The sequence below is a fragment of the Mycobacterium sp. ABE4_509 genome (assembly GCF_056160785.1).
This window is the reverse complement of the sequence record NZ_JBSWXU010000004.1, coordinates 27,892-42,902: the sequence shown is the minus strand read 5'-3', so window position 1 is coordinate 42,902 and position 15,011 is coordinate 27,892. Positions and strand designations below refer to the sequence as shown.

Annotated in this window: 14 protein-coding genes; 6 read left to right on the top strand and 8 right to left on the bottom strand. The window is 68.5% G+C overall.

From position 1 onward, the window contains the following. The first annotated feature begins 35 nt into the window (after positions 1-35). Positions 36-923 carry a DUF4436 family protein gene (locus ACXAID_RS01815; protein ID WP_475020464.1) on the top strand — a complete coding sequence of 296 codons (888 nt, stop codon included), beginning with the start codon at positions 36-38 and terminating at the stop codon, positions 921-923. Positions 924-926: 3 nt separating this feature from the next. Here ACXAID_RS01815 and ACXAID_RS01810 read toward each other — a convergent pair whose 3' ends face one another. After that, complete coding sequence (locus ACXAID_RS01810) at positions 927-2,462, bottom strand: APC family permease (protein WP_475020463.1); 1,536 nt, start codon at positions 2,460-2,462, stop codon at positions 927-929. A 277-nt stretch (positions 2,463-2,739) separates the two neighbouring features. Here ACXAID_RS01810 and ACXAID_RS01805 point away from each other — a divergent pair, with 277 nt between their 5' ends. Together ACXAID_RS01805 and ACXAID_RS01800 are read left to right on the top strand one after the other, a co-directional pair. Continuing rightward, entirely contained in the window at positions 2,740-3,462 is a 723-nt protein-coding gene (locus tag ACXAID_RS01805; RefSeq protein WP_475020462.1) for an MIP/aquaporin family protein, read from the top strand. A 179-nt stretch (positions 3,463-3,641) separates the two neighbouring features. Further along, positions 3,642-5,135 carry a DUF3500 domain-containing protein gene (locus ACXAID_RS01800; RefSeq protein WP_475020461.1) on the top strand — a complete coding sequence of 498 codons (1,494 nt, stop codon included), beginning with the start codon at positions 3,642-3,644 and terminating at the stop codon, positions 5,133-5,135. 16 nt (positions 5,136-5,151) lie between these two features. Here ACXAID_RS01800 and ACXAID_RS01795 read toward each other — a convergent pair whose 3' ends face one another. Further along, entirely contained in the window at positions 5,152-6,600 is a 1,449-nt protein-coding gene (locus tag ACXAID_RS01795; protein WP_475020460.1) for a sensor histidine kinase, read from the bottom strand. Continuing rightward, positions 6,597-7,295: a response regulator transcription factor gene (locus ACXAID_RS01790; protein WP_475020459.1), complete on the bottom strand. Its 699-nt coding sequence runs from the start codon at positions 7,293-7,295 to the stop codon at positions 6,597-6,599. The genes ACXAID_RS01795 and ACXAID_RS01790 overlap by 4 nt, the downstream gene beginning before the upstream one ends. A 185-nt stretch (positions 7,296-7,480) precedes the next feature. Here ACXAID_RS01790 and ACXAID_RS01785 point away from each other — a divergent pair, with 185 nt between their 5' ends. Next, positions 7,481-7,714, top strand: coding sequence for a hypothetical protein (locus ACXAID_RS01785; protein ID WP_475020458.1), 234 nt, complete (start codon positions 7,481-7,483; stop codon positions 7,712-7,714). A gap of 119 nt (positions 7,715-7,833) precedes the next feature. Here the strand turns inward: ACXAID_RS01785 and ACXAID_RS01780 are convergent, their stop codons facing one another. Then, positions 7,834-8,661 (bottom strand): class I SAM-dependent methyltransferase, encoded by an 828-nt coding sequence (locus ACXAID_RS01780; RefSeq protein ID WP_475020457.1) that lies wholly within the window; start codon positions 8,659-8,661, stop codon positions 7,834-7,836. Positions 8,662-8,715: 54 nt separating this feature from the next. Further along, the gene (locus ACXAID_RS01775) at positions 8,716-9,084 is read right to left on the bottom strand and encodes a SpoIIAA family protein (RefSeq protein ID WP_475020456.1); all 369 of its coding nucleotides are present in this window, start codon (positions 9,082-9,084) and stop codon (positions 8,716-8,718) included. A 201-nt stretch (positions 9,085-9,285) separates the two neighbouring features. Between ACXAID_RS01775 and ACXAID_RS01770 the strand changes: the two genes are divergently transcribed. Both ACXAID_RS01770 and ACXAID_RS01765 read left to right on the top strand, forming a co-directional pair. Then, positions 9,286-9,585, top strand: a complete 300-nt coding sequence (locus ACXAID_RS01770) for a hypothetical protein (RefSeq protein ID WP_475020455.1) — start codon at positions 9,286-9,288, stop codon at positions 9,583-9,585. Positions 9,586-9,740: 155 nt separating this feature from the next. Continuing rightward, positions 9,741-9,875 (top strand): hypothetical protein, encoded by a 135-nt coding sequence (locus tag ACXAID_RS01765; RefSeq protein ID WP_475020454.1) that lies wholly within the window; start codon positions 9,741-9,743, stop codon positions 9,873-9,875. A gap of 15 nt (positions 9,876-9,890) precedes the next feature. On the opposite strand, the gene ACXAID_RS01760 is transcribed toward ACXAID_RS01765, so the two are convergent. Genes ACXAID_RS01760 through ACXAID_RS01750 form a run of 3 tightly spaced genes read right to left on the bottom strand, consistent with a single transcriptional unit; the run spans position 9,891 to position 14,970 of the window. Continuing rightward, complete coding sequence (locus ACXAID_RS01760; protein WP_475020453.1) at positions 9,891-12,392, bottom strand: AMP-binding protein; 2,502 nt, start codon at positions 12,390-12,392, stop codon at positions 9,891-9,893. Beyond that, positions 12,389-13,438 (bottom strand): ABC transporter ATP-binding protein, encoded by a 1,050-nt coding sequence (locus tag ACXAID_RS01755; RefSeq protein ID WP_475020452.1) that lies wholly within the window; start codon positions 13,436-13,438, stop codon positions 12,389-12,391. The genes ACXAID_RS01760 and ACXAID_RS01755 overlap by 4 nt, the downstream gene beginning before the upstream one ends. After that, complete coding sequence (locus ACXAID_RS01750; protein WP_475020492.1) at positions 13,435-14,970, bottom strand: ABC transporter permease; 1,536 nt, start codon at positions 14,968-14,970, stop codon at positions 13,435-13,437. Before ACXAID_RS01750 ends, ACXAID_RS01755 begins: the two co-directional genes overlap by 4 nt. Positions 14,971-15,011 lie beyond the last annotated feature (41 nt).

Below are 15,011 nucleotides of genomic sequence, written 5' to 3'. Positions count from 1 at the left end.
GACCGGTCCGGCGCCTGTGACGATACGATGTCGCGGTGCGTGAGCGATTCATGCAAGCTGCCCGGAAGACAACCGCGGTGTCCCCGGGAGTCATCGCTGTAATCGTCATCTTCGTGATCTATCTCGGGCTGCTGCTGGTGGGGTATCTCGCCTTCGACCGGTCTTCGCCAACGCCCAAGACCGAGGATCTGACCGGTACCAGCGAGACGGTGATCCTGCTTCAGCCGACCACGGTTCGGGCCGTCGAAGACAAGTTCACGGCCGAGATGCTGCTGGTACCCGGCGCCGAGTTCATCGACCCGGAGTTCGGGCTGCTCAACACCGAGATGACGGTGCAACTGTTCGCATCGACCGGGCTGGGCGAATACATCTATGCCGAGGAGACCGCACCGGGGGTCGTCACCGTCTCTCTGTGGGCCTGGGGTGACACCAACAGGTACCCGTTCGACACCTACACGACCTCGCCGATCACGGCCAGAGTCACTGCAGGATCAGACGATGCACGGCGCACCGTTGCAGCACGCATGGAAGTCGCCGGCGAGATCCACGGCTGGGAGATCGGCCACGACCATGCCGATTCACCGGGCGGCTACAACCGAGCCAACGACGATGCCATCATTACGTTTTCGCGGTCGCGGGTCATCGTCGCAGTGGCGCTCGGCCTCTGCCTGGTGCTGCTGGCGCTACCGCCGCTGGCGCTCTACGTCGCAGTGAACATCGCCCGGGGCGCCAAGAAATTCCAGCCGCCGATGACCGCCTGGTTCGCGGTCATGCTCTTCGCCGTCATCCCCATCCGAGAAGTGCTCCCCGACAGCCCACCCACCGGAATCCTGATCGACGAGTTCGGAGTCTTGTGGGTGCTCATCTCCCTGGTGACGGCGATGGTCATCTTCGTCGCCGCCTGGGCCCGGCACAGCGACTAGCCACTACGGCTCGTCGACGACCAGTACCGGGGTGTCCTTGCGCAGTGTCCGCCCCAGGAAGAACTCCGGCTGACGGGCCCGCATGATGAACATGAACACCAGACCGAGAACGATCAATCCGAGTCCCAGGATCAACACCAGGCCGACACCGCCGATGCTGGCACCGCTGCCGTAGTCCGGTGAGGCACTGTCGCGGATCGTGACCACGAAAACACCGAGCAGCCCGAGACCGCCGAGCAGCGGAAACAAGAACTTGAACACGAAGCTCTGGACGTTGTTGAACAGCTCACGGCGGAAGAACCAGATGCAGGCGAACGCGGTCAGGCCGTAGTAGAAGCAGATCATGATGCCCAGCGAGTAGATAGTGTCGGTGAGCACGTTGTCGCTGGTGAAGGTCAGGATCGAGTAGAAGAGCCCCGCGCCGACCCCGGCCGCCACGGTGGAATACGACGGGGTGAAGAAGCGCGGGTGCACGGTGGCGAAGCGCGTCGGGAACGCCTTGTAGGTACCCATCGCCAGCATCGTCCGCGACGTCGGCAGGAACGTGGTGATCAGGCTCGCCGCACTGGAGGCCAGCACCGCCAGGAACAGGAACAGGTGCAGGGGGCCGCCCAGGACCGGTTCGGCCAGCGCCCCGAAGACGTTGTCGGCGATCTCCTCGTTGCCCAGCCCGAGCCCGTCGGTGCCGACGCCGGCATACATCTGGGTGGCCACCGCGACCAGCAGATAGGTCAGCAGGATCGACAACACGCACAGCAGTGCCGCCCGACCCGGGGTCTTGTCCGAATCCTTGGTCTCCTCGTTGACCGTCAGGGCGGTGTCCCATCCCCAGAACGCGAAGATCGAACCGGACAGCCCCGCGATGAACGCCGACACCGTCAGCCCGGCCGGGCTGAACCAGTCCAAGCTGAACGGGATCCCCGTCGGCGACGACCCGGCCTTGACGAGGGCGGTCGCCGCGAACACCAACAGCACCACCATCTGAAAGCCGACCAGGAAGAACTGCACCCGCTCGGTGGTGGTGATGCCGCGGTAGGCGACCGTGGTCGCGATCGCCAGGAACGCCAGACACGTGAGCACGTTGACCGGCTTGTTCTCCCACAGCGCGGCCAGCTGCTCGCTGCCGAACAGATCCCCGACGAACTGGTAGAAGAACTGCACGGCGACGCCGGCCAGGTTGGACAGCACGATGACGGTCGCCAGCACCGCCGCCCAGCCGCCGAGCCAGCCGATGTAAGGCCCGAAAGCCTTGGTCGTCCACGTGAACGAGGTTCCGCAGTCCGGTGCGACCTTGTTGAGTTCACGGTAGGCGTAGGCGGCGAAGAACATCGGCAGGAAACCGGCGATGATCACCACCGCCATCTTGGTGCCCGCCTCGGCGACCAGGATGCCGATCGTCGCAGTCAGGGCGTACGCCGGGGCCACCGAGGAGATGCCGAGAACGGTGCCTCCGAACAGCCCGACTGCGTTGTGGGACAGCCCCTTGTCCTGAAGATCCCCCTCAGGGTGATGGTGTGGGTCGTGCGCCTCGATCTGCATGCTGACCTCGTCGGGTCGAACGGACGTTGACTGCAGCTAACCACGCCCTGAACAGGGAAGCAGCCCCTTCTCCGGGGAGGTGCCCAGCGGGCGGTTCCTTGCTCGCCGGCCGCCGTCGGAGCGGCTCGCTGAAGCGAACCTGAAGGAAACACGGCTCAGGCGCCCGACTTCAGGTTCGCTTCAGGTAACCCCGCGAACGTCGACACCGTAAGTAATCCACAGGCGCCGCGGGCGGACTCGATGCTCGGCGGTCGTCGACGAAAGGGAGTTTTCGATCATGACCGCAGCAGACACCACCACAGTCACCATCGAGGCCCGTCCGGCCGCCGTCGAGCAGCCCATCGGGCACGCCATCCACCTGCCCGCCAACGCCCGGCGATATCTGGTGGAGGCGATCGGCACCCTGTTTCTGGTCTTCACCGTCGGAGCCAGCGTCCGCAGCGGCAGCGCGCTGGCGCCGCTGGCCATCGGCGCGGCGCTGATGGCCATGATCTACGCCGGCGGCCACATCTCCGGTGCCCACTACAACCCGGCGGTGACCATGGCCGCGCTGGTGCGTCGCAGAATCGACGTCCGGGAGGCCGCCGGCTACTGGGCCGCCCAGATCGTGGGCGCGCTGATCGGCGCCGGCGCCGTGCTGGCCGTGGTGCCCGGCGGGCAGAGCGCGGCGCTCGCGTTGTCGGGGCACGCGCTGATGGCCGCGGTCGTCGCCGAGGTGCTGTTCACCTTCGCCCTGTGCTACGTCGTGCTCAACGTCGCCACCAGCAAGGACCATCCCGACAACTCGTTCTACGGGCTGGCCATCGGCTTCACCGTCGCTGCCGGGGCCATCGCCGTCGGCGGGGTCTCGGGTGCGGCGTTCAACCCCGCCGTGGTCGTCGCCGGAGTCGCGATGGGCATGTTCAGCCTGCCGATGCTGCCGGTCTACGTCGCCGCCCAGATCATCGCCGGAACCGCCGCCGGGATGGTGTTCCGCGCCTTGAATCCCGACGACAAATGACGACCTGATACCGGCCGTCCCCCGAGGCCCTCCTCTCGCCGCCCGCCGGCACGAGGAGGGCCCCGTCGTTGCGTCGCATCGAATCTCCCTGCCCCATTCCGGCCATGAGCGTCCATGCGCAGCGGCGACATCGTAAAATCCGCCCGAGGACATCGAGTTATCGCAGAGGTGGTGCGAGCGTGGCCTCCCGACCCGACGACAACCTCCCTTGGGCCGTAGACCGATCCCGGCGCAGCGCCCTTCGCGGGTTGGGTGCGCTCGCTGCGCTCACCGCCGTCGGGTCGACGCTGTCCTGCTCCCAGAGCGGGCCGGCCGGGGGAGTCCCGGCAATCCAGCAGGGCGATGCGGCACGACACTTCGAGTCCGACGTCGCCCAGGCTGCCGACCATCTGATCGGCCTCATCCCGGAACCACACCGGGGCAAGCTCGTCATGCCGTTCGGCAGTGAGGCCCGCACTCGCGGGCAGGACACGACTCAGACCGAGGCGTTCTGCGCCGTTCTGCAATGGTGTCCGCTCGGTTGGGGAGTCACGATCGGTTCGATGGACACCGCCCAACGCGCCGCGGCCCACGCGCTGTTGAATCGGGCGATGTCCGCCGGCGGGTACCAGGCTCTGCTCGCAGTCCTGAATCGCAACCGGGTGATCGGCGAGATGGAGGACGCCGCAGACGGGGACGTCATCCGCAGGATCCTCGATGCCGATCCGGAGGCCAGCGGTGCGCAGTCGGTGTTCGACCTGGCGCCCAACCCCGACCCGGCCCGGCCGTGGTATCCGGTCGTCGGCGGTGCGAAGGAGTTCCTCGGCACCGGAATCGCGATCGATTGGAGTTGGGGCCTGCCACCCGGGCTGGACGGGCGCTACGAGCAGTTCGCCAACTACACGATCGGGATCTTCGGCAACCCCGGGGACCAGGCATGGGCCATCCGGTTCGAAGGACATCACATCGCCGTCAACCTGACGTTCCACAAGAACGACGCCGGGCAGGTCCAGGTCAACTCCACGCCGATGTTCTTCGGCGCCTTCCCGATGATCATCCCGGAGGCGCCGTTCGACGACGGTGACACCGACAAGCAATGGCGCTGGACCGAGGGCCAGGTGCTGATGCTGGGCGTCGTCCACCACCTGCGTGAGTTCTGGCGCAGCGTCTCGGAGCAGGCCCGCCGAGACGGGTTCATCGGCACCGACCTGATGGAACAGGCGCCGCCGTTGGTCCTCGACACCCCGGCCTCATCGATGATCGCCGCACTGTCTCCCACCGTCGACCGGCGGGCGATCGAGGCGTACCCGCACATCCAGATCAGCGCCACGGACCTGGCCGAACCCGCGTTGTGGAATCTGCGCCAGGCCTTCGCCTTCTACACCGGGGCCATGAATCCGAGCATCGGTCCCGACTACCTGGCGCGCTTCGACGACGTGGTCCGGGACGGCGGAAACCTGACCCTGGCCTGGGCGGGAGGGACCCTGGACGAGATCGGATCACACCACTACACCTACGCCGTGGTCGACGATCTTCTCCTCGAAGTCCTTCAAAGCAACCAGTTTTCGGTACAGCATGACCCCGACGTGACGGGCAACCACCTGCACACGATGCTGCGGGATCTGAGATTCGACTGGGACGACCCGATGCGCCGCCACCATCAGGGCGACCACACGTCGACACCGCCGGGCTGAGCCCGGGGAAAGACGGTCAGCCTCCGTGCTGGTCGTCGGTTCGGCCTATGGGCAGCGACAGGCGAAAGACGGCTCCTGCACCGCTGGGCAGGCATTCCAGCGACCCGCCATGGGCTTCGGCCAGGGCGCGGGCGATCGGCAGCCCGAGCCCGGCGCCGCCGGAGTCCTGGTCCCTGGCATCGTCGAGGCGGACCAGCCGGTCGAAGATCCGCTCCCGGTCTCCCTCGGCGACACCCGGTCCGGTGTCACTCACCGTGACCCACGCTGTGCCGTCGACGGTTTCGAGGTGAACGGTGATCTGGCCGGACGACGGGGTGTGCCGGCGGGCGTTGTCGAGCAGGTTGGACAGAATCTGGGCGATTCGGGTCGGATCCGCGTTCACGGACACCTCCCTCTCACCGGTGCGCCGTACCGTGATGTCGGGTGCCAGCATCGCCGCCCGGTCCGCCTCGTCAGTGACGATGCGTCCGAGGTCGATGCTCTCCAGCCGAAGCCCGGCCCCGGCGTCGATGCGGGCGATGTCGAGGAGGTCGCCCACCAGCCGCGCGGCTCGTCGGGTCTCACTGCCCAGCAGTTCGGCGTGCCGGCGGGTCCGGGGCGGCGCGCCATCGGATGCCTCGGACTGGGTCGTCGCACCGGCGACCAGCTGATCGGCGACCGCCTGGATCCCGGCCAACGGGGTGCGCAACTCGTGCGCGGCGTCGGACAGGAAACGCCGTCCCTGCGCCTCCGCGCGTTGCGCCACGGTCGCGGCGTCCTTGGCGCTCTGCTCGGCGGACTCCAGCGCATCCAGCATGCGGTCGAATGCCTCGGCGGCGTGTCCGAGCTCGGTCCCGGGCCGGTCAGGAAGCAGCCGCCGGCCGCGGTCACCGAGGGTGATGTCGTCGGCGGTGGCGGTCAGTCGCTGCAGTGGGGACAGTGCCCGGCCGGCGGCGAACCGCACCGCGAGGCCGGCCACCGCAAGCGTGACGATCGCCCCGACGATCATTTTCTGGCGCATCGCGGCCCGGGTGCGGCTGATGCCGCTGGTATCGGCCTGGATCGTCAGCAACGAGCCGTCCGGCAGCAGCCCGGTGACCTTCGAGCTGGGCAGATCGCCCCAGGGCAGCGGAGTGTCCGTGCCGGCGTCCAGCGGGATCGGTTTGGGCAACGGGTGCGCGTGTTCTGTCGCCGGAACCAGCCGCGGATCACCGTAGCGGGCACCGTCCGCGGCGATCAGCTGGACCCGGAAATCGGGCTCCTGCAGCACGTCCACCACTTCCTGCGGACTGAGCCCCAACTCCACCAGGGCGGGGGCATCGTAGAAGAGATCGGCCAGCTCGTCGTCGAGGTCGTCGGTGAGGCGCGCGCCGAACACGATGTCGAACACGATTCCCACTCCGATCAGCAGCGCGGCGATGAGACCGACCGCGGCGACGGTGACGCGCCGGCGCAGCGACGGGGTCGGCGTGCTCTGCGCGGTCACTGCTCGCCCGCCGACAGCCGATAGCCGATGCCACGCACCGTGTGCAGCATTCGCGGTCCGTGTGCTTCCAGTTTTCGGCGCAACGCGCTGATGTAGACCTCGACCAGATTGGGGTCGTAGGCGTCGTAACCCCACACCGCGGCAAGGATCTGATCCTTGCTGACCACCCGCCCGCGCTGATCGGCGAGATAGGACAACAACCGCAACTCGGTGGCGGTCAGGTCCAGCACCGACCCGGCGCGGCTGGCGGTCGAGGCGTCCATGTCGAGAACGAGATCGCCGAGCTGGATGGCCGACGACACCCGACCGCGGCGACGCAGCACCGCCGCGACCCGTGACAGCAGTTCCGCCATCTCGAATGGCTTGACCAGGTAGTCGTCGGCTCCACTGTCGAGCCCCCGGAGCCGGTCGGCCAACGCGTCGCGTGCCGTCAACAGCACGATCCCGGCATCTGCGTACCCGCGGACCACATCGATCAGGGTGAACCCGTCGCGACCGGGCAGCATCACGTCGAGCACGACGACATCCGGTCGGAACGCGGCGAGGACGTCCTCGAGCCCGCCGCCGTGGGTGCGTCCGCCGCTGACATAACCGGCGTCGGCGAGCGCCTCGACGACCATCTCACGGATCGCGACCGAGTCCTCGACGACGAGCACCCGTGGAGGACCGGCACCTTTGCTGGGCTTGTTGGACACACAAGCATTGTCCCCGCCGAGACCTGAAGCGAGGCTGAAAGAAGCGAACTGATCGCGCACACCTTCAGGTTCGCTTCAGCCCGGCCGATGAGTGTCGAGGACGTAAGCAACCAGACGGGCCACCCGAGATTCGTTGCCGTGCAGCGCGTGTTTCGTGCGGCCCCACGACAAAGGAGTAGTCGATCATGACCAAGAAGAGCTACATCGCCACGATGCTCGCCGGCGGAATATGCGCGCTGTCGCTGGCCGTCGCCCCGATCGCGTCGGCAGCGCAAGCCACCCAGACGTGTTCGAACATCAGCCCGAACACGACGATGTGTCAATCCAACGGCAGCGCCAGTCTGCAGACCTCACCGGAGGTTCGGGCCTATGGCTGGTCCCCGTACTGGTACGGCTACGGCGGGCATTACCACCGCTGACCGGTCAGCGGTTCGAAAGTGGGTTTCGCTGTTGGTCCCGTCGCCTGGCCGAGGCGACGGGACCAACTCTCTGTGCACTGGGTTGGGTAGTCAAACAGATTGCAGCGCTTGGCCCGTGGTCAGCTCTGGTCATTGCGACACCAGGCCCCGACCTCGGAGCGCCCGATCACCGTCGACGCGTTCTCGCCGACATCGTCGATCAGTCGTTGCGCCAGGGTGTCGAGTCCGACCTCCGACGCGGAGGCCACGCCCACGGCCTCCATGGTGGGCAACAGCGTCTCGACGATGTCGACGAGAGCCCGCAGCCAGATCTGCGCTGCCGGAAGTGAACCGATGAATGTGCGCATCGTCAGCGTCGGGGCCGGCAGCCCGGCGCCGGTGAAGGCGCCGAGCAGCCGGTCGGCCATGCTCCAGGACGTCTGTGTTCGCTCCAGGGTGTCGAGCACCCAACGGCAGCAACGGTCGTGGACCGGTGCGGGAGGTGCGGACCGGACCGCACGCCAGTCCGGTTCGTGGAAAGCGACGATGCCGCCCGGGGCGAGGTGGCGGCGCAGCTGAGTGAGCATCGCCGCGGGATCTGGCTGGAAGGTCAGCACATAGCGGCCGACGATCGCATCGAATCGCCGGTCGAAGCTCAACTCGGCAGGGTTGCCCAGCCGGAAACTCACCCTGTCGGACAGGTCCTGCGCCGCGGCGGTCGCCGAGGCGGTGTTCACCGCAGCTGCCGCGGTGTCGGTCCCGATCACCGTCCCGCCAGGTGCGGTGAGCGAGCCGGCGAGGAAGGCGACATTACCGGCGCCGCTACCCACGTCCAGCACGCGCATCCCCGGCGCCAAACCGGCCGAGCCGAGGAACTCCTTCGTGGTGGGGTCGAGCAGTGCCGCCTGGCGCCGCAACCGGCCCAGCTCGTGATCCGAATGGCCGAGTACGTAGCGGGGTTCGTCCACAGTGTGTCCCTGCCTGCCGTCACCGCCGGATGGTTGGGGTGCCGACCCGGGGTGTCACGCGGTGCCGACGATCCAGTCTTTCGCGGCGGCGGTCTGCCCGGCCGGGAAATGCTTGATCTGAGCCGAGACGAAATGCGACGCCAGCGGCTCGGCGAGGTCACCGATCGGCGAATCGGTGACGAGGGCGACCTTCCTGACGTGCTTCTGGTGGTCGCGGACGAAGCGCAGATGGGTGATCAGCGCGCCGAAACCGTCCCAGCCGGGGAAGGCCGGTGCATCGATGATCAGTCCGGCGAGGTCGCCGGCGGCCTCGATCTGGGGATCGATCTTCTTCGCCAGTTCGGCGAAGTCGCTCTTGTCCAGCGGGGTCTTCGGCCGTACCAGCGCAACGGAATGTTCGGCGTCGACGTCGACATCGATCATGGCACCCTCCAAGCGATCGGCTCAGGCTCTCCGGGGGCCAGTATCCGTCGGCGGGTGCCGCACTCCGTAGGGCACAAGGTCCCCGCGGTCGGAGAACCGGTCGGCGGGCCGGTGAACCCTGCGTGGCCCGGGAGTGACGATTCGGTGCGCCATCCGGCGATTCGTCGCACCGGTGCGGTCGGTGCAGGCTATGAATCTCCGGTGAGCAACCACGACGTGAACCTGACCCAAGAGGAAAACTCGCTGGTCGACATGAGTCATCCCGATGCGTTGGCGCGGATGGACCACAAGTCGCTCAAGGAGCTGCAGGGCCGCCTCCGGCGGGTGCGCGAGAAGAACTTCAGCCTGCTACGCCGCCAGGGCGCTGCCCGGGTCGAGGCCGAAGGTGCCCGTGGTGCTGCCCAGCCCGCCAGCGAACGACGCGGCCAGAAGGTCGAGGTCCTCGACGAGGCGCTGGCCCGGGTGAACCAACGGCTCGACGAGACCGGTGACGCCGACTGACGAAGCCGGCCCCACACACTCACAGCGCACGCACAGCGCTTGCGAGTGGATCCCGAAGGCGCGGCAGGCAGGCTGGACGCCAGCGACAACTGCTTGGGAGGTGCGCCATGAAGGCTCAGAGCCGATGCGCCGTCTGCCGCCGGCAACCCCGCGTCATGGATTCCGTGCTGTGCGCGACGTGCGGGGATTCGACGATCGTAGCGTCCCGGACCCATCTGGAGTGGCGAACCGGTACCCAGCCCTCCGACCTGCGCTGGGTGCCGCGCTACGACGCGGCGGTCGGGGGATAGACCCCGGGTACGCGTCTAGCCTGCGGGTGTCCGCACCGTCGCCGCCGCCGCAGCTGCGGCCGGTGTGCGGCCGACCCGGTTGCGCAGCATCGAGACCAGCTTGGTCAGCAGAACCCCGACGATGAGCGAGGCGATCACACCCGCCAGCGGGTGCCCGCCGAACAACTCGTACACCTGGTAATGGGTGAGGTAGATGAACAGCGATGCCTCGGCCAGCACTCCGGCGACAACGGTGAGTCCGGCCGGGCAGCGGATCGCGGGCAGCCAGATCAACAGCGCCAGCCCGGTGAAGACCAGCACACCGCGGTAGAGGTCATCGAAGTAGCCGAGCAGGCCGACCGCCAGCACCACCGTCACCACCGCCCGCTGCCACGCCGCCGACGCTTTGGCCGCCGCCCATCCGGCCGCGAAGAACCAGAACGTCAGCACGGTGAACCAGGCGTCGTTGCCGAGTGCCAGACCGAGCACGTCGTAGCGCAACGCCAGTCCGACCGCCAGGAAGCCCAGCGCGACGGCGAACGGGTAGCGGCGCTCGGCCCGGTCGCCGGCCGGCCACCAGAACACCAGGGCCAGCGCGACCAGGATCCACACCAGCGCCTCGACGAACCACAGCCGGCCCGCCGTCATGCTCCCGTCGGGGCCGAAGAACTTCTCCAGCAGCAGCAGGTTGGTGATGTGGTAGTCGTCGGTGAGCACCAGCACCAGCGCGATCCACGCGATCGCGGGCACCGCGATCCAGGCGATCGTGCTGCGCAGATGCCGCACCCGATCGGCGTGCGGTACCGGGGTCAGGCAGAACCGGCCGAAGTTGTACCCGGCGACGCCGAGCAGCACATGAGCCCCGCCCCACACCTCGAACAGCCCGGCGTGCGACCCGACGATCAACACGATCGCCACGGCACGCAGGGCCACGCTGGTCTCCATCGTCGCCTTCCACCACGACCGGCGCCGCGCGGCCGGGCGACCCATCGACTCGAGCTCACCGACCGTGCGCCGGTGCCAATCGGACGGCAGATGACCCAGTACCCGCTCCAGCCGCACCGACAGCGCCACGTAGGACAGCGAGTTGCCGCCCAGGTCGACGAAACTGTGGTCGGCGGTGACAGCCGCCTCGTCCAGGTGCAGCGCCTCGGCGAACATCCGGCGCAGATCGCTACCGTGCGCCTCCGGTCCGGTTCCGCCGCCCACCAACTCGCGAACCGACCGATAGTCCGGCTTGTCCGATGCGGTCCGCGGCAGAGCCGGTACCGCCACCGCAGCCACCGATGTCACCGGTATGCCCGCCGCCTCGGACGCCGTGCGCGCCACATCGGTTCGGAGCGAATCACCGAGATAGGCGACAGCCACCCGGTCCTCGTCCGGCGCGCACATCGCCGTCACCCCGCGGTCGGACAGCTGCGCCTCGAGCCGGTCCAGATCGATACGCAGCCCGAACAGCTTGACGAAGCGACTGGCCCGGCCGATCACCTCGTAGAGGCCGTCAACCCCGCGCCGGGCGATGTCACCGGTGCGCAGTTCGTCGACGCAGCGGCCGAGCGCCAGTTCGGCGCGCGACTCCGCATAGCCCATCATGACGTTGGGGCCGCGGTAGACGAGCTCACCGGCGCCGTCATCCCAGCCCTCGCTCGGGTCGATCCGGAACGATCCGCCGGGGATCGGCCTGCCGATGGATTCCGGGTGCGAGGACGCCAGTTCGGCTGGCAGGTAGGCCATTCGGGCGGTCGCCTCGGTGGCCCCGTACATCACGACGAACTCCCAGCCCTTGCGCGCCCCGAGTTCGGCGTAGGCACGCACCCGCTCGGGCGCCAGCCGGCCGCCGGCCTGGGTGAGGTAGCGCAGCCCGGGCAGGTCCATGTCCGCGAAACCGATCCGGTCCAGCAGGTCGAAGGTGTAGGGAACCCCGGCCAGCGTGGTTCCGCCGTGCCGGGCGAACAAATCCCAGAACTCGTCGTCGACCACCGAGCCGTCGGTCACGATCAGCCCGGCCCCGACCAGCAGATGGCTGTGGACCACCGACAGTCCGTAGCAGTAGGACATCGGCAATGTCGTTGCCGCCCGGTCGGTGTCGCGGATGTCGAGGTACTCGGCGATGGCGCGGGCGTTGGAGATCAGGTTCTGCGCCGACAGCCGCACCAACTTCGGTGACCCGGTGCTACCCGAGGTCGACAGCAGCAGCACCAGATCGGGGTGCAACGCTCCCGCGGCGACGGCGCGGCGCTGGTGGGCTCCGGTGCGGTCGATGACGATGTCGGGGTCGTAGATGTCGATGATCGCCGTGTGCCGGCTGCCGGCGGCCACCGGCAGCACCACATGCCCGGCCGCCAGGGCGGCCAGGTAGGAGATCACGGTGTCGAGATCGTTGCGGGTCTCCAGCAGCACCAGACGCCGTGCACCGCTGAGGCTTCCGGCCGTCGCGGCCACCCGGGCCGCCAACTCGCGGTAGCTGAGCTGCTCGGTCCGGGTCGCGACGGCGAGACGATCGCCGAAGCCCGACAGGTGGTCGACGAGTCCGGTCATCGAAAGACCACTCCACCGCCCATCACGTCGATGTGTACCTTGGCATCCACCTCGGGTGGCTCCATGCTGTGCTGGCGCACGGTGATCGGGGCGATGTCACCGCCGGGATCGATGGTGAGCAGCATGTCGTGGCCGAGGAATTCGGTGGCGATGACGGTGCCGATGCCGGTGTCCCGTTCGCTGTCGGACACCTCGGTGGCCACCAGCTGCTCGGGGCGCAGCATCAACGTGGCGGCCCCGGGGGGATCCGACGCGCCAACCGGCACACGGCCCAGCACACAGTCGGCCGCGCCGGCCGAGACGGTGCACGGCACGAACACGCACTCGCCCAGGAATTCGGCGGTGAACCGGTCCACCGGATGCCGGTACACCTCACGGGGACTGCCGACCTGGGTGAAGCGGCCGTGTCGCATGACCGCCACCCGGTCGGAGATCGACATCGCCTCTTCCTGATCGTGAGTGACCACCAGCGTCGTCACCCCGGCGGCGGTCAGCAGACCGGCGACCGCCTTGCGGGTCGACGCCCGCAGTCCGGCGTCGAGCGCGTTGAACGGTTCGTCGAGCAACATCAGCTCGGGTTGGCGGGCCAGCGCCCGGGCCAGCGCGACCCGCTGCTGCTGCCCACCGGAGAGCTGATGCGGACGCCGAGTGGCGTGCGAAGGTTCCAGCGCAACGGTTTCCAGCAGTTCGGCGACCCGGCGGCGGACCGCGGCACTGCGGTAGCTGCCGGACAAGCCGTAAGCGATGTTCTGGCCGACCGTCAGATGCGGGAACAGTGCACCGTCCTGCGCGACGTAGCCGACCGCGCGCCGATGCGCGGGTACATGCACCCCCGGTCCGGACACCTGTCGCCCGGAGATGAGGATGCTTCCGCTGTCCGGGGACTCGAAGCCGGCGATCAGCCGCAGCAGCGTGGTCTTGCCGCACCCCGAGGACCCGACGATGGCGGTCGTGCTGGCCTGGGGCAACTCCAGATCGATGCCGTCGAGCACGACGGCGCCGCCGAAGGACTTGGTGAGCCCGTTCACCTGCGCGGTCACGGTCATATGGCGGCCGCCTTGGTGGACTGGCGGAACAGCACCATGGTGACCGGCATCGCCAACACCACCATGACCAGGGCATACGGTGCGGCCGCGGCGTAGTTCAACTCGCTGGACAGCGCCCAGAAACCCATCGCCAGGGTCCGGGTACCGGTCGGTGCCAGCAGCAAGGTGGCGGTCAATTCGGTGGCCACGGCGACGAACACCAGCGACGCTCCGGCGGCGGCGGACGGAGCGGTCAGCCGCAGTGTCACCCGCAGGAACGTCGCCCACGGCGGCACCCCCAGCGATCGGGAGGCCTCCTCGAGGCCGATCGGGACCTGCGCGAGGCCGGCCCGCACGCTGACCAGGGCGCGGGGCAGGAACATCAGCACGTAGGCGCAGACCACCACCACGACGGTCTGGTAAAGCGGGGGAGCCAGCCGGATGGTCACCGTCACCAAGGCCAGCGCGGTGACGATGCCGGGCAGCGAACTGGTCACGTAGTTGGCGCCCTCGACGCTGCGGGCCAGCACACCCTCCGAGCGCACCGCGACCCACGCGACCGGGAAGGCGAGCACCGTCGCCACCAGGGCCGCGACCGTCGCCAGCCCGATCGTCTGGGACAGGGCCGAGCCGAGCACCCCGAACGCCCACACCTCGGGGCCGCCCACCCACAGCCAGCGCAACAGCGTCCACAGCGGCACTCCCAGGGCCAGAACGGCGAGCGCCACCAGAGTCGCCAACGCCGGAAGGCGATGGCGCCCAAGCGAAAGCGGCACAGCGCCGCGGGCGGCTCCACCACCGATCCTGGCCAACCGGGAAGTGCCGCGTGCGCCGGCTTCGGCGCCCAGCAGCACGAGGCAGCACAGCACCAGCACCCCGGCGAGCATGGCGCCGGCCGGTCCGTCGAACGTCGCCTGGAACTGCTGGAAGATCGCGGTGGTGAAGGTCTCGAAGCGCAGCATCACGAACGCGCCGTATTCGGCGAGCAGGTGCAGACCGATCAGCAGCGCTCCACCGAGGATCGCCAGCCGCAGCTGCGGAAGCACCACGCGGAAGAACACGCCGGCGGAGTTGGAACCCAGTGCGCGCGCGGACTCCTCGATGGTGGGGTCCAGTCGCCGCAGCGTGGCCGCTGCGGGCAGATAGACGAACGGGAAGTAGGACAGCGAGGTGACCAGCACGCCGGCACCGAGCCCGTGCAGCGAGGGCGCGATGCCGAGCCAGGCGTAGCTGTTGACGAAGGCCGGCACCGCCAGCGGGGTGACGAGCAGCGGCCGCCAGAACGCGCGCCCCGGCACATCGGTGCGTTCCACCAGCCAGGCGGCGCCCACCCCGACGACGACGCACAGCGGAACCGTCAGCACCACCAGCGAGAGGGTGTTGACGAGCAGCTCACCGACGCGCGGCCGGACGATCAGCGCGTAGGCCTGGTCCCAGCCGGTGGTGACGAACGCCCAGGCCACATACCCGAGCGGAATGAACGTCGCTGCCACCAGCACCGCGACGGTGCCGCTGATCAGCGGGCCGGGCCGCGTCGGTGCCGCCGAGCGCACCGGGGCCGGCGGATTCTGCGGCCCCGGCCCGGTGTCCTGTG